Below are 19382 nucleotides of genomic sequence, written 5' to 3'. Positions count from 1 at the left end.
AGGTGTTCTTGGCTTTCGAACGTATACCCGGGGCCGACGCACATTTTGCGGCCGATGGTGTCGCCTGGCGCGGAGGCCCCCTGAGATGGCTCCCGCGGTACCGAACGCGCGGCGCTCTCGAGGAGGGTGTCTTCGGTCCGGACTCAAATACAAAACTTTTCTTCCTCACCGAACGCCAGCGGGACGAATATGCCAAAGCATATCGGTTCAACCGGAGCCGCGGCATCGTTCTGCCCCTTATTTTGCATGAGGAGCGGATAGAGGCTGCAAAGGTGAGGGTGGTTCGATCAGAAGTCCGTAACGCGCTGAACATTCCTTTGGGCGCAACTGCAGCGATCGCCGTGGCGGTCGATCCGTTTCTGAAAGGCGTCGATAGGGTCCTTGCCGCTGCGGCCCGCCATCCCGATCTTTATGTCGTGATTGTCGGCTCAGAAAAGAGATGGCTACAGCGTCAGATCAAAAGACTTGGGCTCCAGGACCGGGCTCGATTAGTGCCATACACCTCCGATGTCATGCGGTTGCTGCGCGCTGCCGACTTCCTGGTGCACCCTGCTCGTGTCGAGGCGGCTGGACAAGTGATCGTGGAGTCCTTGCTTGCCGGCGTTCCGGCTATCATCAGCGAGGTCTGCGGATATGCGACAGAAGTGGCGCGCTCAGGTGCCGGCCTCGTTATCGAAGAGCCTGTCACTGATGAGGCGCTTGTCAGTGCTATTCAGGATGCGATCGAAAGGTTGCCTGCGTTGCGCGCCGCAGCAGCCACGGAATCGAACCGCTTGAGAACGACCGGATGCAACTGGCTTGAGGTCATCGCTAAGGAGTTGGAAGCGCGCGAGCCGCCGCGGCAGGGCGCTGTACGGGCGACGGCGTATGAGGATGCTGGCTCCCCGGCCTCGACTTAGGCTAGAACACGAATGCTACCAATGCGAAGAAAACCCACCAAGCCCGCTGCGCGCGCAGCCGAAGAATTGGTGCTCCAATTTCGGATGGAACGAATGGCAAAGTGGGTTGGGAGGATCAGCGCTGTACTGTTTCCTCTTGTTATTATCTTCGCGGCCTTGATTTGGCGCCGCCCGCGATAGCCCGCGGGCCAGCAACGAATTCTGCATCCGCGGATAAAGTCGGCGTGCTCGTATCGCAACGTCCAGCCGAGAGCTTTGCCTTAGGTTGTAATCAGGCGATGCCGCGCAGGGGCACGGCGAGCTGCGCGTCAAAGCGCCGCGTCGCGTTGGCATTGATGAAGTCCTGCGAATGTTTCTGCAGTCGGCCTCGTCAACCCGTGCCCATCCGTGTCCGATCGAAATCCGGCCGGACGTCGGCGCCGCGGTTGCCGCAACTGGCGCAGACGAAGCGCGGCTCGATATCAGACAGGCGAACATCGTCTGACCAGCGATCCAGAGAGCGATCAAGGGCGCCGCTTATATCCAAAGGGATACAGACCCGATTGCCGAATCACCCTAGACCTCAGCTTGCCTCGGCGGCGCCCCATAACTATTGAGGCCTCCAACAGCGGCTCCGGCGGGTTGTGCCGGGGCCGTTTCTTTGCGACTGCAAGAATGAGCGCGCGAGCTACTGCGCGTCGTGGGTGTGAAAGCTACGTCCCGAGCCTGGTTGGCTTCTATATGCAACTGACCATGCCGAACATCGCGGCCAGGGACCTCCGGCTCGCGCATTACCTGTTTCTAGGCGGGTCGCGGACGGTAACGCCAGGTGGGGGTACATAGGGCGTTCTGACTTGCTCGGCAAACTCGTAAGTCATGAAGTGCGCCTTGAAGCGGATCAAATCGAACATCTTTGCAAAAGCAGGATCTGCAAACTGCTTCGTCGCGACGTAGGTGAGCACATCGGCGATCTGAAGACCCGGGTGATCAGCATCGTCCGCGAGAGTGATTTTTGGCCATATTGGAAGAGCTGCGTTCATCGCAAAACGTTCCAGAAGTCGGCTCGCTTGTGCGCGCTCGTTAAACCATCGAACCACAGATTTGTTCTCGTCGACCACAACTTGCGTGGCGGGGTAGCGAAGCGTGTCGCACGCACGCGTCGCAGCAGCGCCGTAGGCAAGATATTGCAGATGCTCGAGCTCAACTTTCATCTTGTGATAGGTGACCACATCGGGCTCGTCACTGATCATTGGAACGTGAAGAACCTTAGGCGCGTCGCCGCGGCTTAGGTGACCGAAGAAAAAGGTCGAAGTCATTGCGGCCACGCCAGCGATCAGATTGAGACATGCCGCATGGACATCTTGGCGCGTCGCGTTGGCAAAGGCAGACTTTTGTCGTCGATCTCGGTGGAACAGCACTTTGCAATGAAGCGGGGCGTCGGCCTTAGCTTTCAAAGTCGCCTTCGCTGTGGATACAAGCTGAGCGACCCTGGGCAGATCGGCTTCAAGGAATGCAATTAGCCCGTAAGTAGCAAGAGAGCTGGAAGAGCTTTCGTCACCAAACACCCAGACCTTCATGGCGCGTGCGACAGTCTATTCGCGGACGTCATAGCCAAATCGCCTTTGAGCGGCGAGTTCAACCCCGGGCGGAAGGCAGTCTGCCAATCTCGCCCAGTGTGTGACGATCGGCCGCTCACCATCCTCCAAGTGTCGAAAGCTGTCGCCAGTCCAAAAGCCAACTGTCACTTCGCTTTTGCCCAGCAGCCGGGCGTCGGGCGGCTGACCAGCCGCCGAGATGATCAACAACAACCGTTCCTTCATTGGCGGCTCTACGGTAGTCCTGTTCCATTTGAGCGATGCCAAGGAAACCTCCACAAGCTGCCCAGCCTCCCGAAGGCAACCACGCCGCAAGCTGAGTCTGCAACCAAGGCTTGTTCATTTTTGATCGGCGGGAGTCTGATCACCGGCATAAGGAAGCGGTCACAGCATATCGTCGATGAGCGCGCGCCACCTGGAGCGCGCCGGCCTGCTCGAGATGCCCGAGAACTATCGCGCCGCCTGCTACCGCGACTGCTACCAAAACCCTCATGGACGGCCATCGAAGGCGAGGGAATGGCAGCGCTGGCGAAGCCAAGAAACGCAGGGAAATAAAGAGGATTATCGAACCGCGGGGTCAAGCAGTGCGCCAATCAGCGCACTGCAAAACCGTGTACACCAGTTCAATTCTGGTCGTGGCCTCCATCACAAGCTTCTGATCTTCCAGGCATAAGTTGCATTTCGGCGCGAGTTCCGCCGTAGCCTGTCGGGGGAGGCGAGACGGCACCACCGGGTTCGCCCGGGGCTTGGCGAACACCCGGGATTCAGGCCCGATGGCATAGATTTCGCATCTGCGAAGTGATGCATCCCCATCACCAAGAGCTGGAGCAGCCGTGGGCGACATCGTCCGATTTGTCCCGAAATCCGAACTGGAGCGGGCCCGTCTCATCCGCGAGGCCCGCGCGATCTATGACAGCATCTTTCCGCCGGCTGTGCCCCACCCGGTGCCGCAGGACGGCGAGGAGCGCGTCAAGAGCTGATCGCGGCCGCGCCGGGTTCGGCGCATGGCCAAAAGCAAAACGCCCGCAGCTCGCGGGCGTATGGGCTCATCGGGAAAGTGGCCTCAGCCGGCCGCGTACCAGCCGTCCGGAAACGGGAGCAGGGGCCAGGCGCCCTCGTTGTCATTCGCAGCCTTGGGCGCCGCGTTCAAACTCCACGAGCGGGGCACGAATTCCTCCTCCGGCTCGGGCGCAAAATCCTGATGGACCATGGCGTCCCGGACGGCATCCAGCAGCAAGTTGAATTCGGCTTCGCTCATCGCACCCTCCGGCAATTCGGAGTGCGAATGTCGCAAAGCCGGTTTGTTTCCTAATTGAGCCGATCGTTCGAATTTTAACGATCCGACGATCGCGGCCCGATTGGTTAGCGATTCCTGAAAAATCCCCGGGCAAATCTAGGCAGGCTGGGCGCGCCGCCAGCGTGAAAGAGATCACATTCTCGGCCGCTTATTTCTCCTACGCCTTCACACACCGGCCAATGCAGGCCGGTCGGGCAGAGCGGGAGACTGGTCATGAAGGCGAGGTTCTTGCGGTTTGCGGGTGTGAAGAGCCGGGCGCGTCGCGCCTCGACCATCGGACTGTTTCTCACACTGTTTGCCTCCGCCGCCCAGGCTCAGGGCACGCCCGAGCAGCGCCGGGCCTGCACCCCCGACGTCTACCGGCTCTGCGCCGGCGAAATCCCCAACGTCCGCGCGATCACAGCCTGCCTGCGCCGTAACCGGTCAAGCTTGAGCGAAGCTTGTCGCACCGTGTTCGATCAGGCCGGCGGCTGAGCAGCCGCGTTGTGGATGTGTGCGCAGCAAGTGCGTCGACCGAGCTCGCGAATCCGCCACGGTCACCCTGTGGATATGCTGCGGACAGACTGTGGACGAGCGGTGATTTGCTGCGGATCCTAATCTGGATGCTTCGCTCCATCGTCGCATCTGGGTCGGGGCGTCATATCTCTGTCAAATGACTTCACCGAATGATTCGCCGTCCATCAGAATTGCAGCGCCGTCCGATAGCATTTGGTTTCTCAGAATCCATCGATGGTATGGCCGCGGAGGAGGATGGGCCGCCCGGCGGCCCGTCCCCGGGCGGGTTGCGGATGATGACGAATTCGTCCTTTGCAAGCGCAAGCGGCTTTGTTATACGCACCCCGCGCGAACGACTGGTTCGCCCTTTTCCTCGGTAGCTCAGCGGTAGAGCATCCGACTGTTAATCGGATGGTCGCTGGTTCGAATCCAGCCCGGGGAGCCAAATTTCATCGCATTTGTAATGTCTTACATCCGCATCGTGATGCGGCGGGCGACGTTGCTTCAGCGCGGTCTCAAGACCGATTGACGGCGTAGAATCGCTCAAGCTCTCGTGTGGACGCTCGCCGTCGCGCCACGGAGGCGGCGCCAAATCGACTTAATTCAAATCGAGGTTCCCAGGGCCGGACTCTTACGGAGCTGCTTCCCATGCCCGACATCGACCGAGCCCACATGGCCCCCTCGATTCTCCCGGCCGACCTTCCCGAGCTCAGCGACGATGAATGCCTTGCCCGCTTGGCCCGTGCAGTCGAGACCCCCGATTCGGCCCGGCTCGACGAGGTTGCCGCGCTGATCGGCCGGCTCGCGGTGACGATCGAATAGTCCAGCGTGCTCATGCCATGACTTGCGCAGCCCTGGCTCGCCGGGGCACACGGACGTGTTGCGTTTTCGCGGAGCCTGTTCCAAAGATGCCGCCAACTTCCGTCCGCGGCATCGTCCGCATTGCAGGGTCCGCAAATGTCCGGTTTTTCGACCGCGCGCCTCAAAATGGTCGATGGCCAGGTGCGCACCAATGACGTCACCGATCGCCGTGTCCTCGACGCCATGCTCACGGTTCCGCGCGAGGCGTTCGTGCCGCCGGCGCGGCAGGCGTTGGCCTATCTCGACCTCGATCTCGACGTGAGCGAGGGTGGCGCCAAGCGCTTCCTGATCAAGCCGGCGCTGACCGGCAAGCTGCTCCAGGCCGCCGAGATCGGCGAGGGCGACAACGTGCTCGTCGTCGGCTGCGCCACCGGATACCTCGCCGCGCTGGCCGCAAAGCTCGCCCGCCACGTCACCGCGACGGAATGCGATTCGGTCTTGGCCGCCAAGGCCAAGGAAGCCCTCTCCGGCATTACCAACATCACCTGCAAGGCTGCGGCTTGCACCGAGGGTGATGCGTCTGCCGCTCCTTACGACGTGATCATCCTCAATGGCGCCACCGAGGTGACGCCGGAAGGGCTGCTCGGGCAGCTCAGGGCGGGCGGACGACTGCTCGGCGTTTTCGCCAAGTCCAGGCCGCCGCGGGCCATGATCGTGACCCATACCCACGGTGAATTCGGCCATCGGGCGCTGTTCGATGCCGCAGCCCCGGTGCTTCCCGGGCTGGAGCGGGCCGCCAGCTTCGTCTTCTGACGGCCCAAGGCCCGTTAAAATACCGTTCCGAATCAGAAGTGTGGCCGGGATGCTGCACGTGAAGAGTTTCCGTCGGGAACCCCCTCTAGGTAGTTCCGTCGCGCCAATCCGCGTCCTATGTTGCGGCGGGGCAACGACTCCACTCGGTAGATGGTAACCCAGCTCGCGGGCACGAGTCGGGCGTTAAGATGAACGGAATTTTTGGGATGCATGGGGTGAAGCTCTTCACCGGAGCTGCGGTTTCGGTCCTGCTGCTGGCGCTCGCCGGGCCGGCGCCTGCGTTGGCGGACACGATCGAGGCGGCCTTGGTGCGCGCCTATCAGAACAACCCGCAGCTCAACGCACAACGCGCCCAGGTGCGCTCGACCGACGAGAACGTGCCGCAGGCCTTGTCGGGTTATCGCCCGAGGGTCGGGCTCAACCTCAGCACCGGTTATCAATATCAGGATATCCAGCAAGTGCAGAGGGGCCCGGGGATACACAGCGATCCGCCCCTTCAACCGAACAGCGCGAGCCTGACCGTCAGCCAGACCCTCTACAACGGCAACCAGACCGCCAACAGGACGCGCGCGGCGGAGAGCCAGGTCTCGGGGTCCCGCGAGGCGTTGCGTGTGCTCGAGCAGACGGTCCTGTTGCAGGCCGCCACGACTTACATGGACTACCTGCGTGATGCGGCAACGCTCGAAGTTCAGCGCAGCAACGTGCGCGTGCTCGAACAGACCCTCAAGCAAACGCGCGATCGTTTCAACGTCGGCGAGGTCACGCGCACCGACGTGGCGCAATCGGAAGCGCAACTGGCCGCCGGCAGGACGCAGGCCCTCACCGCCGAATCGAATCTGACGACGACGCGGGCGAACTTCCGCCGCATCATCGGAAACGAACCGACGAACCTGGCCCCTGGCTCCCCGGTCGATCGTTTCCTGCCGCCGACGATCGCCTCGGCGGTCAATCTCAGCCTGGTGGAGAACCCCAACGTCACGGCTTCGATGTACGGCATCGACGTCAACTATCTCCAGGTCAAGATCAACGAAGGCGCGCTGCTGCCCACGGTCACGCTCCAGGCCGCCGTCAGCACGGCGTATCAGCAGACCCTGACGGTCTTCCGGACCAATACGGCTTCCGCCATCGCGACGGCCTCTGTGCCGATCTATCAGGGCGGCGCAGAATATTCGCTGATCCGCCAGTCGAAAGAGAATCTGGCGCAGCAGCGCCTCAACCTTGAAACCACCCGCGATCAGACTCGCGCCAACGTCGTGCAGGCCTGGGGCCAGCTGGAAGCCGGCAAGGCGCAGGTGAAGTCCGCGCAGGCGCAGGTGACGGCGTCCGAGATCGCGCTGAACGGCGTGCGCGAAGAAGCAAAGGCCGGACAGCGCACCACGCTCGACGTGCTGAACGCGCAGCAAGCGCTGGTGAACGCGCGCGTTGCGCTCGTCACGGCCCAGCACGATCGCGTCGTGGCATCCTATTCGGTGCTCAACGCCGTTGGCCGTCTGTCGCCGCAGGTCCTCGGTCTTGCGACCACGGTCTATGATCCGAGCGTTCATTACCAGCAGGTCCGCGACAGCTGGGCCGGCGTGCGCACGCCTGACGGACGCTGAGTCCCGTAAGCATCCGGTCGGCCTCGCAAACAGTTGAGGCCGACCTGCGCTTTGCTTGCAATCATCAAAATCCCTGACATAGCCTTGCCAAGAAGATGCGGGTCGATTCGCCCGCACCGATGTCGTGTGCGTAAAGCTTGAGTGCCGAGGGCAGGGGCGCACCGTCGCACGTTGAGCCTTGAACTGGGGACAAGTCGGGCTCTCGCGACGAAAATGTCGGGCTGCCCGTCCGGAACCGGCCAATCCTGCCGTGCTTGGTGTAAAACAACGCATGCGAGGGCGTTGATGATGTGGAGTCGGAGATGACGCAGCCTGCAAAGGTCACAGAACCCTCGATGGAGGAGATTCTGGCCTCGATCCGGCGCATCATTGCCGACGATGAGGCGAAGCCGCCGCCCGCAGAAGCTGCAAAGCCCGAGAAGGCCGCAGCGCCCGCCGCGCCGCCGAAGCCGCAGGCGATGAACGACACTCCGCCCTCCAAGGTCGCGCCGGCAAAACCTGCTGCCGAGAAACCCGCGCCGGCGCCGGCCGCGAAGCCGGCTCCGGCACCGCCGCCACCCGCGCCTGCAGCCGATGCCGGACCGAACAGCCAGGACGATATCGACGCGCTGCTGGCGGGGCTCGATGCCGCGACGCCAGCGCCCGAAGTCCGCGCTCCGGAGCCAGAGCCTGAGCCCGACGTGCTCGAATTGACCGACGAGATGGCGGTCGAGCCGCCACCGCCGCCGACCTTGCGCAAGGTCGAGGCGCGCGGCGACGATCTCGAATTCGCCGAATCGCCACCGCCGCGCCCGGCGCCGTCCTACGCGTCGGTGGATTTCGACGCACCGCCGTTGCCGCCGCAGCAGCCGATCCTCGCGCAATCGACGGTCTCGGCGGTCGAGTCCGCCTTCAACTCCCTGGCCCACACGGTGCTGAGCAGCAATGCGCGGACGCTGGAGGATCTGGTCAAGGAGATGCTGCGTCCGATGCTGAAATCCTGGCTCGACGACAATCTGCCGGGCCTCGTTGAACGCATCGTGAAGGCCGAAATCGAGCGGGTGTCGCGCGGCGGCCGGTAGCAACCGGCCCATAGCCCTCATAAAGCCCCGCTTGCGCGCCATGTTCGGCCTGCCGACGGGCCGGGAGCCGCGTTGCCGCCCGCGCCCTCCCTGGACTTGTTTTCGTTGACTTGGCCCCCGCGCGCGGCTTTCTAGCAGCCCCATGATCGAGAAAAATTACCAGCCCGCCGATATCGAAGCCCGCATGTCCGTGGTGTGGGAGGACAGCCGTGCCTTCAAGGCCGGCCGTCCCGACCGCCGCGACGCCGCGCCCTTTACCATCGTGATCCCGCCGCCGAACGTGACGGGCTCGCTGCACATGGGCCATGCCCTCAACAACACGCTGCAGGACATCCTGTGCCGGTTCGAGCGCATGCGCGGCCGCGACGTGCTGTGGCAGCCGGGCACCGATCATGCCGGCATCGCCACCCAGATGGTGGTCGAGCGGCAGCTGATGGAGCGCCAGCAGCCCGGCCGGCGCGAGATGGGCCGCGAGAAGTTCCTGGAGCGGGTCTGGGAGTGGAAGGCCGAGAGCGGCGACACCATCATCAACCAGCTCAAGCGGCTCGGCGCCTCCTGCGACTGGTCGCGCGAGCGCTTCACCATGGACGAGGGCCTATCGAAGGCCGTGGTCAAGGTGTTCGTCGAGCTGCACCGCGAGGGGCTGATCTACAAGGACAAGCGGCTGGTGAACTGGGACACCAAGCTGCTCACCGCGATCTCCGATCTCGAAGTGCAGCAGACCGAGGTGAAGGGTCACCTCTGGTATCTACGCTATCCGATCGAGGGCAAGACATTCAGCCCCGAGGATCCCTCGACCTTCATCGTCGTCGCCACTACGCGGCCCGAGACCATGCTCGGCGACACCGGGGTTGCTGTGCATCCCGAGGACGTGCGCTATCAGAAGCTGATCGGCAAGAACGTCGTGCTCCCGCTGGTCGGCCGCAGGATCAAGATCGTGGCCGACGAGTACTCCGACCCCGAGAAGGGCTCGGGCGCGGTCAAGGTGACGCCGGCGCACGACTTCAACGATTTCGAGGTCGGCAATCGCCACGGCCTGCGCCGCATCAGCGTGCTCGACAAGGAAGGCTGCCTCGATCTCCTCGACAACGAGGATTATTTGAAGGACCTGCCGGAAGGCGCTTCGCAATTCGCCGAGGAGTTCAACAAGGTCGACCGCTTCGCCGCGCGCAAGCGCATCGTCGAGCGGCTGGAATCGCTCGGCTTCGTCGAGCGGATCGAGCCGCACACCCACATGGTGCCGCATGGCGACCGCTCGAACAGCGTGATCGAGCCGTATCTGACCGACCAGTGGTACGTCGACGCCAAGACGCTGGCGAAGCCCGCGATCGCGGCTGTGCGTTCGGGCGAGACGAGCTTTGTGCCGAAAAACTGGGAAAAGACCTATTTCGAGTGGATGGAGAACATCCAGCCCTGGTGCATCTCGCGCCAGCTCTGGTGGGGCCATCAGATCCCGGCCTGGTACGGCCCCGACGGCAAGGTGTTCGTCGCCGAGACCGAGGAGGAGGCCGTCAGCCACGCGCTCGGCTACTACGTCGAGCAGGAGGTCATCACGGCCGAGCAGGGCCGCGAAATGGCGCTGGACCGCAACAAGCGCGAAGGATTCATCACGCGCGACGAGGACGTGCTCGACACCTGGTTCTCCTCGGCGCTGTGGCCGTTCTCGACGCTCGGCTGGCCCGACGACGCGCCGGAGGTGAAGCGCTATTACCCGACCAATGCGCTGGTCACCGGCTTCGACATCATCTTCTTCTGGGTCGCCCGGATGATGATGATGGGCCTGCACTTCATGAAGGAGGTGCCGTTCTCGACGGTCTATATCCACGCCCTTGTCCGCGACGAGAAGGGCGCCAAGATGTCGAAGTCGAAGGGCAACGTCATCGACCCGCTCCACCTCATCGACGAATATGGCGCCGACGCGCTGCGCTTCACGCTGGCCGCGATGGCCGCCCAGGGACGCGACATCAAGCTCGCCACCAGCCGGGTCGAGGGCTACCGCAATTTCGCGACCAAACTCTGGAACGCCTCGCGCTTTGCGGAGATGAACCATTGCGCAGTGCCAGATGGTTTCGAGCCGGCCAAGGCCAAGGAGACGCTGAATCGCTGGATCGCGCATGAGAGCGCGCACACCGCGCGCGAGGTGACCGAGGCGATCGAAGCCTACCGCTTCAACGATGCCGCAGGCAGCATCTACCGCTTCGTCTGGAACGTCTATTGCGACTGGTATGTCGAGCTCGCAAAGCCCGTGTTGCTCGGTCCGGACAGCCCGGCCAAGGACGAGACTCGCGCCATGGTCGCCTGGGCGCGCGACGAGATCCTCAAGCTGCTGCATCCTTTCATGCCCTTCATCACCGAAGAGCTGTGGGAGGTGACGGCCAAGCGCGACGGCCTGCTGGCTCTCGCCCCATGGCCGCTGAAGCCGGCCGGCCCGACGCCCGAACAACTCGCGATGCTTGCCGCGGCGGCCGGACCGACCGATGCGCTGGCCTCGCCGGCGTTCGTGATGCCGATTTTCGATCATGCCGACTTCACCGATCCCAAGGCTGAAGCCGAGATCGGCTGGGTGATCGACCTTGTCACGCAGATCCGATCGGTGCGCGCCGAGATGAACATCCCGCCGGCAACGCTGACCGCGCTGGTGCTCGCGGGCGCCTCGGCCGAGACGAAGGAACGCGCGCCGCGTTGGACCGACGTCATCAAGCGCATGGCGCGGCTGTCCGAGATCTCCTTCGCCGACCGCGCGCCTGACGGCGCCGTCCAGCTGCTCGTGCGCGGCGAAGTCGCCGCGCTGCCGCTCAAGGGGGTCATCGACGTCGCCGCCGAGCGCGCGCGCCTCGACAAGGAGATCGGCAAGGCCGACGCCGACATCAAGCGCGCCGAATCGAAGCTCGCGAACGAAAAGTTCGTCGCCAACGCGGCCGAGGAGGTCGTCGAGGAAGAGCGCGAGAAGCGCGAGGCGGCGCTGGCCCGCAAGGCCAAGCTGCTGGAGGCGCTGGAGCGACTGAAGCAGGCGACGTGATCTCGTTGTCATTCCGGAGCGATGCGCAGCATCGAATCCGGAATCTCGAGATTCCGGGTCTGGTCCTTCGAACCATCTCGGGATGACGATCACTTCGGGAACGGCTTGCTCAAAAACTTCGAGCGCCTGATGCCGTAGCGCCAGGGCAGCTCGACGGCCTTGGTGATGCCGATCCGGATGCCGGTTGCGACCTCCACATCCTCCGTCCGTGCATGCAGCGCGATCGGCGGCCGGTCTAGCGGCAGGGTGTTGTGTGCAATGGTGATGCCGAGCGCCTCGGTCAGCTTGCCCGGGCCCGAGCACAGCGCGTGAACGTCCTGGAGATGGCGGCGACGGCGCATCGCGGCAAGGCCATGAGTCGGCTCCAGCGCGCGGATCAGCACGGCGCTGGCCGAGCCTTCCTCCTCGCACACGAAGTTGACGCACCAGTGGATGCCGTAGGAGCGGTAGACATAGGCAAAGCCGGGCGGGCCGAACATCACCTGGTTCCGGGGTGTCGGACCGTTGTAGGAGTGCGCCGCCGGTTCGGTATGATGATAGGCCTCGACCTCGACGATGATGCCGCCGACGCCGTCGACCAGCATGGTCGCGCCGATCAGGTCGGGCGCGACCTCGCGGACGTCGCGGTCGAAAAAGGCCCGCTTCAGGACTTTGCCGAGCCGGGGTGGAGAGGTCTTCGAGACTGGAGCCATTCGAGGTGAGAATCGCCTGAGAACAGAGCAGGATGTTGCCCATATCTGCCATGTTCCCTGAAGCAGGGCGAGCCGGGTTGCGGCAGGCGGCCAGACCGACTAGGTAGGACCTGAACAGACCGGACAGCCCATGGTCGTTATTGTCGACACTATCTCGAACCCGTTGCGCCCGCGTCACCCCGAAAAGGTGAATCGTCCTGACTCCGCTTCGCCGCCGAAGCCGGACTGGATTCGCGTGCGCGCGCCCAACACCCGCGGCTATGCCGACACCCGCAACATCGTGCGCGCCAACGGCCTGCACACGGTGTGCGAGGAGGCGGGCTGCCCGAATATCGGCGAGTGCTGGGACAAGAAGCACGCGACCTTCATGATCATGGGTGACACATGCACCCGGGCCTGCGCCTTCTGCAACGTCAAGACCGGCCTGCCCAATGCGCTGGATGCGGCCGAGCCGCAGAACGTCGCCGAGGCCGTGGCGAAGCTGGGCTTGGCTCACGTCGTCATCACCTCGGTCGACCGCGACGATCTCACTGACGGCGGCGCCGAGCATTTCGCCCAGACCATCCGCGCGATTCGCGCCGCGTGTCCCTCGACCACGATCGAGATTTTGACGCCGGACTTTCTGCGCAAGGAGGGGGCGCTCGAGATCGTGGTCGCGGCAAAGCCCGACGTGTTCAACCACAATCTGGAGACCGTGCCGTCGCGCTATCTCACGGTGCGGCCGGGCGCGCGCTATTTCCACTCGATCCGGCTGCTCCAGCGCGTCAAGGAGCTCGATCCAGCCATCTTTACCAAGTCCGGCATCATGGTCGGGCTTGGCGAAGAGCGCCACGAGGTACAGCAGGTGATGGATGATCTGCGTTCGGCTGATGTCGATTTCCTGACCATCGGGCAATATCTCCAGCCGACCCGCAAGCACCATGCCGTGATGCGCTACGTGCCGCCGGACGAATTCGCGTCGTACGAAAAGGTCGCCTACACCAAAGGCTTCCTGATGGTGTCGGCGAGCCCGCTCACCCGCTCGTCCCATCACGCCGGCGAGGACTTTGCGAAACTGAAGGCCGCGCGGGCAGCTAGCGCCCGCTGAAACCGCCATGCCCAAATTTTCGAGCAAGCGCCGTGTCAATCACAGCGCGTCCGAGATGTTTGATCTGGTCGCCGACGTCGAGCGCTACCCGGACTTCGTGCCGCTGTGCAGCGCTCTGAAGGTGCGCCAGCGCATCGCCAAGCCTGATGGCACCGAGGTCCTGGTCGCGGACATGACGGTGTCGTTCAAGCTGGTCAAGGAATCCTTCACCAGCCGCGTGACACTCGACCGCGCCAATCTGAAGATCCTGGTCGAATATCTGCAAGGTCCTTTCAGCAAGCTCGAAAACCGCTGGACGTTCGAGCCCAAAGCCCAGCAGGACGGCAAAGACGTCTGCGACGTCGGTTTCTTCCTCGCCTACGAGTTCAAGAGCCGCATGCTGGCGATGCTGATGGGCTCGATGTTCGACGCCGCCTTCGCTCGGTTTTCGACGGCGTTCGAAAAGCGCGCCGACGCGATTTACGGCCGGCCGAAGCTGGCGCCGACATAACTGTCGCAATCTCGTGTCCCAGATGCGCCGCAACGCGTAGCGTTGCTGCGCAGAGAGCCATCCTCAATCCACCGCCTTCACGACATCCGGCGGCTGCGAGGCGTAGTACGCAGCGGCCTGCTCGATCTCCTGCGCCGTCATCGCGCGCGCGATGTTGCGCATCTGCTGGCTGATGTCGTTGCGGCGCTCCCCGGAGGCGAAGGCCTGGAGCTGCGCCTTCATGTAGGCCTCGGACTGGCCCTCCAGCCACGGGCTCCCGGTCTTGTTGTCGAGGCTGCCGTGGCACGAGCCGCAGGGCGCAATGCCGCGCATCGGCGCTCCATAGATGATGATGTTCGGCTTCGGCAGTTGCGGCGTCGGATGATAGGCCGGCAGCCGCGGCAAGTACGCGTAGTAGTTCGAGAGATCGGCGATCTCCTGGTCGGTCAGGTTGACCGCGAACGGCGACATCACCGCATTAGCGCGCGCGCCCGAGCGGAAATCGTGCAGCTCCTTGTAGATCACCGCTGCGTACTGGCCGGCGAGGTTGGGCGAATCCGCACGGCTGATGCCGGTCGGGCCGTGGCAGATGGCGCAGCGCTGCGCCAGCGTGGCACCGCGGCCGATCGCCTCCTGGCTCGGACGCGCCAGGGTGTGCGACGTCAGCACGACCTCCGACAGGCGCTTTGCCTGTTCAGGTGCGGTGACGTTTGCCTTGCGCTGCGGGACACCGGCGGCACTGCAGATCGCGTCCCAGACATTGGCGAACTGCACCCACGGCTGCGCGAAAGGAAGCACGATGAAGCCGGCGATCGCCGTCACGACGAAAATAGCGGCGGTGGTGCCGACGCTTCTCGTGAAATGGCGGTTGCCGAAGGTGAAGAGGTCGCGCGCGCTCATCACTGCGCTCCCACATAGACAGCCGGCACCGACGTGCCCTCGGTCAGCGCCAGGTTGAGGATCGGGTAGCCGTAATTGGTGAGGGTGAGGCTGATCATCAGCGCCACCCAGAGCGCATGCGTGTTGAGCGCGATCGGCACGGTCACCGGCTGGTGCACAGCCAGCGCGAAGCGATAGGCGCCGGCGTCGGCCTGCGGCGCCCGCATGCCCCGCGCGAGGATGACCAGGAACAGGATGCCTGACGTGAGCAGGACGAGGCCGCCGATGGCGGAGAAGGTGACGGACAGCGCCTGCGGCGCGATCGCGGGATCGCCGAAATCGAAATAGGCCATGCGGCGCGGCATGCCCAAAATGCCGACCCAGTGCCACGGAAAGGTGGTGACGATCATGCCGATGAACCACAGCCAGAGCTGGGTGCGGATCAGGCGGACATCGATCAGCTCGCGGCCCGTCAGATGCGGCCACAGGTCATAGGCGATCGCAAAATACATGATCACGATGGCGCCGCCGAAGATCAGGTGGAAATGCCCGGTGATCCACTGAGTGTTGTGAATGGAGGCATCGAGCTGATAGCTCATGTTGATGAGCCCGCCGGCGCCGCCGAAGCCGAGCATGACGAAGGAGAATGCCAGCGCCAGCAGCATTGGATTGTCCCAGGGAAGGGCCCTGATCCAGCCGAACAGGCCGCGGCCGCCGCGCAGGCGTGCCGCGATCTCGACCGAGGCGCAGATCGTAAACACCGTCAGCAGCGTCGGCACTGCGACCAGCGCGGTGAAGGCCGAATGGATGAATTTGAAGCCGGCGCCGACTTGCGGGTCGGCGAAGGTGTGGTGCATGCCGATCGGCATCGCCACCACCAGGAACAGGATGAAGGAGATCCGCGCCATGGTGTCCGAATAGACGCGGCCGCCGATCGCGCGCGGCACGATGGTGTAGTAAGCGATGTAAGTCGGCACCAGCCAGAAATAGACGATGGCGTGCAGCGTCCAGGAGAAGAAGACGCGGGCGAGGCCCGCATCGATCGTGTTCTTCAACCCCGCCGCGACGGGGATGATCTGGAGCAGCAGCTCGAGCGCGGCGCCGACCGCGGTCCAGGCCCAGAGATATGAGCCTGCGACGTTGGCGAACATCGCCAGCGGCACCGGCGCGCCGGGATGGGTCTTGCGCCAGACGCGCAGGTTGATCGACATCAGCGCGACCCAGATCCACGAGCCGACCACGACCAGCACGACCCCGAGATAGTAGAAGACGTTGCCGATCAGCGGCGGATAGAACGTGTAGAGCACCGAGGCGCGGCCGAGCGCGATCGGGATCACCGCCATGATGCTTCCTGCGACGATTAGCCATAAGCCGGTCCAGGCCCAGCGCACGCCGACCAGGCGCTGCTCCAGCGCGGATTCGCTGATGGCATAGCCAAACCCCATCGCGACCAGGGTCGGGAAGACATAGCCCATCACCGTGCCGTGTGCGGTCAGCGAGCGGTAATAGAGCTCAGGGTTGGAGAGCCATGTCCCGATCGGGCTGCGGATGAACATCTGCCAGGCGCCGAGCGTGAGCGCGACGCCGAACACGCCGAAGGCCAGCCAGAAATGGGCGAGGATGAGCCTCCTATTGGCCAACACAGCTCAGCCTCCCGCCGCCCTTCGCACGATCAGCGAATTCGGTCTTGTCGATCACCCTGACCTTGCCCCACATGCCCTCGTGGCCGAAGGAGCAAAACTCCTGGCAGGGCATCAGATAGTCGCCAGTCCTCGTGAACCGCATCAGCTGCTCGGAGACATAACCCGGCACCAGCATGGTGTTGATATTGGTGCCCTGGACGAGGATACCGTGCACCACGTCGGCGCTGGTGGCGCGCAGCGTGATCGGCGTGTCCACGGGCACCACGATGCAGGCTGGCGTGAAGGAGTATTGCTGGCCGATCGCGCGCACGGTGACATTGCCATTGGCTTCCAGCACGCTGCCGAGATTGCTCTCGACGAATTCGCCGGACAGATGGATCCGCGAAGGATCGGTGGTCTCGACGCGCGGCTGCGGCATGGTCGCGCGATGGATGCCGGCGAACGCTGCGAGCAGCGCCATCGCCACGATGATGATCACCGCAACGGTGGCCCAGCGCCGCTCGACGCGGGCCGCGATCTCGGCGCTGGCGCTGCCGCTTCCATGGGTTTCCTCAATGCTCATTGCAGCGGCCCACGCGGCAGGAACACGAACAGGTAGAAGGCGAGCCACATCGCGACCACGCACGCGGTGGCGATTCCGGAAAGCAGAAGCGCGCCGGAGGGGCCTTGCGCCACGACCTCCTCGACGGCCTGGTCGGCGGCGGCTGGGCTGGTCGGCGGATCGGAGTTGATCATGACGGATCTCTGGCGCCTCTCAATTCAGCGGTGCGGAGCGCAGCTCGTTGGCCTCGCGTGCCGAGACCGGCGTGCCGCGGTTACCCCAGGCGGTGCGGATGTAGGAGACGACCGCGGCGACCTCGTTGTCAGAGAGCAGGCCCGCGAAGGGCGGCATGCCATACGGCATCGGATTGCCCTTGGTCCCGGGCGGATAGCCGCCGTTGAGCACCATGCGGATCGGATTGACCGCCGACTGCATCTCGATCGACTGATTGTTGGCGAGCGGCGGCCAATGCGGCGGCTTGCCTTCGCCCTGCGCACCGTGACAGCTCGCGCAGTTCTTGTCGTAGACGGTCTTGCCGAGGCTGATCAGCAGGCTGCTTTCCGTGGTCGGCAGCGCGGAGCTCGCCGGCGGCGGAGACGATCCCTCGGCAATGCCCTTCAGGTACACCGCCATGGCGCGCGTGTCCTCGTCATTGAGATATTGCAGGCTGTTGTGCACCACCTCGGCCATCGGTCCGTAGACCACGCCCCGCATCGAGACGCCGGTCTGGAGCAGGTCGGTAATGTCCTTGATGCTCCAGTCGCCGAGCCCCGCCTCGCGGTTGGAGGTGAGTGACGGCGCATACCAGTTCTGCATCGGGATCAGGCCGCCCTTGAAGGCGTCCGACTGCGAGGTGCCGCCGAGCGCGTTAATCGGCGAATGGCACATGCCGCAATGGCCGAGCCCTTCGACCAGGTAAGCGCCGCGATTCCATTCCGCCGATTTGCTCGGATCCGGCTTGAACTCGCCCTCGCTGAAGAACAGCGTGCGCCAGCCGAGGATGAGCTGGCGGTTGTCATAGGGGAAGCGCAGATCGTGCTCGCGGTTTCGTTGATTTACGGCCGGAATCGTCTTCAGATAGGCGAAAATCGCGTCGGTGTCGGCGCGTGTGACCTTGGTGTAGGACGCGAACGGCATTGCCGGATACATCAAACCGCCATCCGGAAAGCGGCCGTAATGCATCGACTTGTAAAAGTCCTGCGCGGTCCATTTGCCGATCCCGGTCTCCCGGTCCGGCGTGATGTTCGACGAATACAGAGTCCCGAACGGTGTCGGCATGGCGCGCCCGCCGGCGAACGTTCGGCCCTCCGGCGCAGTGTGGCAGGCGATACAATCGCCGGCGCGCGCCAGATATTCGCCGCGCGCGACGATGTTGCTGCCGGCAGGGCCGTCCTGCTGCGCCTCCACGATCGAACCGGTCAGGAGCAGCAGCCACACGCCAAGAATTGATGAGCACCGACGCATCCCCATCTGCTCAATCTCCCTCACTGCCGCAGGCGAACGGCAGCACGTAGGTGCCCTTTGGCACCGGAGCGAAGTTCACCGGAGCCTGACGGCTCGCGAGCCAAGCCGCGACTGCCGTGACGTCCTCCTCGGTCAGCCGGGCGGCGACCTGCTGCATGCAGTCCGGAGCCTTTGCTGTGCGGGTGCCATAGCGCCACGCCCCCAATTGCGCGCTGATATAGTTCGGTCGCAATCCGAGCAGGCCAGGAATCCCAGGCTCCATTCCGGTCAAGGCCGGCCCGTGGCAGCTGCCGCACGCCGGTATCTGACGCTGAGGATCGCCGCGCGACACCAGCAGCTGACCGCGCTGCAGCACCTCCTGGCTCGCATCGTTCGCTGCGACCGGCGGCAGAGGCGGATGCTGATCGGCAAAATACTCCGCCATTTGCTGCAAGTACGGATCGGTCAGGAACTCCAGCAGATAATTCATCGGCGGGTACTTGCGCCGGCCACTCTTGAAGGCAAGCAGTTGATTGTAGAGATAGCCAGCGGGCTTGCCCGCAAGGCGCGGGAAATAGACGTCGTTGGTGCCTTCACCCTTGTTGCCGTGACATGGCGTGCAAGCCTCCACGCGCGCCGCCATCGTGTCCGGCGGCTGGTTGGCCGTTTGCGCGGCCGCACCGTCAATCGTGGCCAAGGTGATCATCACGATGGCCGTAGCCGCGCCGCGAGCGAACACTTCCGTCGCCCTCCACAATGCTGGCCCGGTTGACCCGGATCACAAAGTACAGCGGCATTATTGCGCCGATATTCTTCAACGCAAGCTCAGACACGCGCGATGACGCTTCGTCGCGGCCTCTGCTTCGCAACCGTGATCGAAAAGAACATTTTCGTGCGTTTTGAAAACTAGACATAACGCGGCGACCTCGCGACAGTTCCTGTGCGAGTTTTGCTCCGCCTTCTCGCCCTCCTGTGTCAGAGGGCGCAGGGAAGACCAGGTGCCGGCTGGCACCTGCGGTCCACTGTGCGAAGGTTGCGCTACGAGAGGCTGCACAGCGGCATACAGGTGAA

21 protein-coding genes and 1 tRNA gene are annotated in these 19382 nt (G+C 63.8%); 12 read left to right on the top strand and 10 right to left on the bottom strand.

The genetic code is table 11. The features are described 5' to 3' along the window. Positions 1–8 precede the first annotated feature (8 nt). A complete protein-coding gene (locus tag ACVWY3_RS11240; protein ID WP_456838492.1) occupies positions 9–899 on the top strand; it encodes a glycosyltransferase in 891 nt (296 codons plus the stop codon). Positions 900–1669: 770 nt separating this feature from the next. Here ACVWY3_RS11240 and ACVWY3_RS11235 read toward each other — a convergent pair. Together ACVWY3_RS11235 and ACVWY3_RS11230 are read right to left on the bottom strand one after the other, a co-directional pair. Continuing rightward, positions 1670–2455, bottom strand: a complete 786-nt coding sequence (locus ACVWY3_RS11235; RefSeq protein ID WP_456838491.1) for a hypothetical protein — start codon at positions 2453–2455, stop codon at positions 1670–1672. A 15-nt stretch (positions 2456–2470) separates the two neighbouring features. Next, a complete protein-coding gene (locus ACVWY3_RS11230; RefSeq protein WP_456838490.1) occupies positions 2471–2698 on the bottom strand; it encodes a hypothetical protein in 228 nt (75 codons plus the stop codon). 175 nt (positions 2699–2873) lie between these two features. On the opposite strand from ACVWY3_RS11230, the gene ACVWY3_RS11225 reads away from it, so the two are divergent. Together ACVWY3_RS11225 and ACVWY3_RS11220 are read left to right on the top strand one after the other, a co-directional pair. Then, positions 2874–3146 (top strand): hypothetical protein, encoded by a 273-nt coding sequence (locus tag ACVWY3_RS11225; protein ID WP_456838489.1) that lies wholly within the window; start codon positions 2874–2876, stop codon positions 3144–3146. A 160-nt stretch (positions 3147–3306) separates the two neighbouring features. Continuing rightward, entirely contained in the window at positions 3307–3453 is a 147-nt protein-coding gene (locus ACVWY3_RS11220) for a hypothetical protein (protein ID WP_456838488.1), read from the top strand. Between the two features lie 83 nt (positions 3454–3536). On the opposite strand, the gene ACVWY3_RS11215 is transcribed toward ACVWY3_RS11220, so the two are convergent. After that, positions 3537–3731 (bottom strand): hypothetical protein, encoded by a 195-nt coding sequence (locus ACVWY3_RS11215; protein WP_456838487.1) that lies wholly within the window; start codon positions 3729–3731, stop codon positions 3537–3539. Between the two features lie 252 nt (positions 3732–3983). Between ACVWY3_RS11215 and ACVWY3_RS11210 the strand changes: the two genes are divergently transcribed. The 7 genes from ACVWY3_RS11210 (at position 3984) to ACVWY3_RS11180 (ending at position 11557) form a co-directional block, all read left to right on the top strand. Beyond that, positions 3984–4244: a hypothetical protein gene (locus tag ACVWY3_RS11210; protein ID WP_456838486.1), complete on the top strand. Its 261-nt coding sequence runs from the start codon at positions 3984–3986 to the stop codon at positions 4242–4244. 391 nt (positions 4245–4635) lie between these two features. Then, a tRNA-Asn gene (locus ACVWY3_RS11205) sits at positions 4636–4710 on the top strand. Between the two features lie 203 nt (positions 4711–4913). Continuing rightward, a complete protein-coding gene (locus tag ACVWY3_RS11200) occupies positions 4914–5087 on the top strand; it encodes a hypothetical protein (protein ID WP_456838485.1) in 174 nt (57 codons plus the stop codon). A gap of 135 nt (positions 5088–5222) precedes the next feature. Continuing rightward, complete coding sequence (locus ACVWY3_RS11195; RefSeq protein ID WP_456838484.1) at positions 5223–5879, top strand: protein-L-isoaspartate O-methyltransferase family protein; 657 nt, start codon at positions 5223–5225, stop codon at positions 5877–5879. Positions 5880–6085: 206 nt separating this feature from the next. After that, a complete protein-coding gene (locus tag ACVWY3_RS11190; RefSeq protein WP_456838483.1) occupies positions 6086–7477 on the top strand; it encodes a TolC family outer membrane protein in 1392 nt (463 codons plus the stop codon). Between the two features lie 302 nt (positions 7478–7779). Continuing rightward, a complete protein-coding gene (locus ACVWY3_RS11185) occupies positions 7780–8538 on the top strand; it encodes a DUF2497 domain-containing protein (RefSeq protein WP_456838482.1) in 759 nt (252 codons plus the stop codon). A gap of 142 nt (positions 8539–8680) precedes the next feature. Continuing rightward, complete coding sequence (locus tag ACVWY3_RS11180; protein WP_456838481.1) at positions 8681–11557, top strand: valine--tRNA ligase; 2877 nt, start codon at positions 8681–8683, stop codon at positions 11555–11557. A gap of 89 nt (positions 11558–11646) precedes the next feature. Here the strand turns inward: ACVWY3_RS11180 and ACVWY3_RS11175 are convergent, their stop codons facing one another. Further along, on the bottom strand, positions 11647–12249 hold the full coding sequence (locus tag ACVWY3_RS11175; protein ID WP_456838480.1) for a DNA-3-methyladenine glycosylase: 603 nt from the start codon (positions 12247–12249) through the stop codon (positions 11647–11649). Between the two features lie 130 nt (positions 12250–12379). On the opposite strand from ACVWY3_RS11175, the gene lipA reads away from it, so the two are divergent. Continuing rightward, positions 12380–13336, top strand: coding sequence for a lipoyl synthase (gene lipA, locus ACVWY3_RS11170; protein WP_456838479.1), 957 nt, complete (start codon positions 12380–12382; stop codon positions 13334–13336). A gap of 7 nt (positions 13337–13343) precedes the next feature. After that, on the top strand, positions 13344–13826 hold the full coding sequence (locus tag ACVWY3_RS11165) for a type II toxin-antitoxin system RatA family toxin (protein WP_456838478.1): 483 nt from the start codon (positions 13344–13346) through the stop codon (positions 13824–13826). Positions 13827–13889: 63 nt separating this feature from the next. On the opposite strand, the gene ACVWY3_RS11160 is transcribed toward ACVWY3_RS11165, so the two are convergent. The 6 genes from ACVWY3_RS11160 to ACVWY3_RS11135 are packed head-to-tail and all read right to left on the bottom strand — an operon-like array spanning position 13890 to position 19050. Next, positions 13890–14705 (bottom strand): c-type cytochrome, encoded by an 816-nt coding sequence (locus tag ACVWY3_RS11160; protein ID WP_456838477.1) that lies wholly within the window; start codon positions 14703–14705, stop codon positions 13890–13892. Next, on the bottom strand, positions 14705–16327 hold the full coding sequence (locus ACVWY3_RS11155; protein ID WP_456838476.1) for a b(o/a)3-type cytochrome-c oxidase subunit 1: 1623 nt from the start codon (positions 16325–16327) through the stop codon (positions 14705–14707). Before ACVWY3_RS11155 ends, ACVWY3_RS11160 begins: the two co-directional genes overlap by 1 nt. Continuing rightward, positions 16314–16889 (bottom strand): cytochrome C oxidase subunit II, encoded by a 576-nt coding sequence (locus ACVWY3_RS11150; protein ID WP_456838475.1) that lies wholly within the window; start codon positions 16887–16889, stop codon positions 16314–16316. The genes ACVWY3_RS11155 and ACVWY3_RS11150 overlap by 14 nt, the downstream gene beginning before the upstream one ends. Continuing rightward, entirely contained in the window at positions 16886–17062 is a 177-nt protein-coding gene (locus ACVWY3_RS11145) for a hypothetical protein (protein WP_456838474.1), read from the bottom strand. The genes ACVWY3_RS11150 and ACVWY3_RS11145 overlap by 4 nt, the downstream gene beginning before the upstream one ends. 19 nt (positions 17063–17081) lie before the next feature. Next, on the bottom strand, positions 17082–18338 hold the full coding sequence (locus ACVWY3_RS11140) for a cytochrome c (protein WP_456838473.1): 1257 nt from the start codon (positions 18336–18338) through the stop codon (positions 17082–17084). 4 nt (positions 18339–18342) lie between these two features. Next, entirely contained in the window at positions 18343–19050 is a 708-nt protein-coding gene (locus ACVWY3_RS11135) for a c-type cytochrome (protein ID WP_456838472.1), read from the bottom strand. Positions 19051–19382 lie beyond the last annotated feature (332 nt).

The organism is Bradyrhizobium sp. USDA 4486 (genome assembly GCF_054057995.1).
Note: the sequence above shows the minus strand (reverse complement) of the source record. Positions and strands in the feature narration are given on the sequence as shown.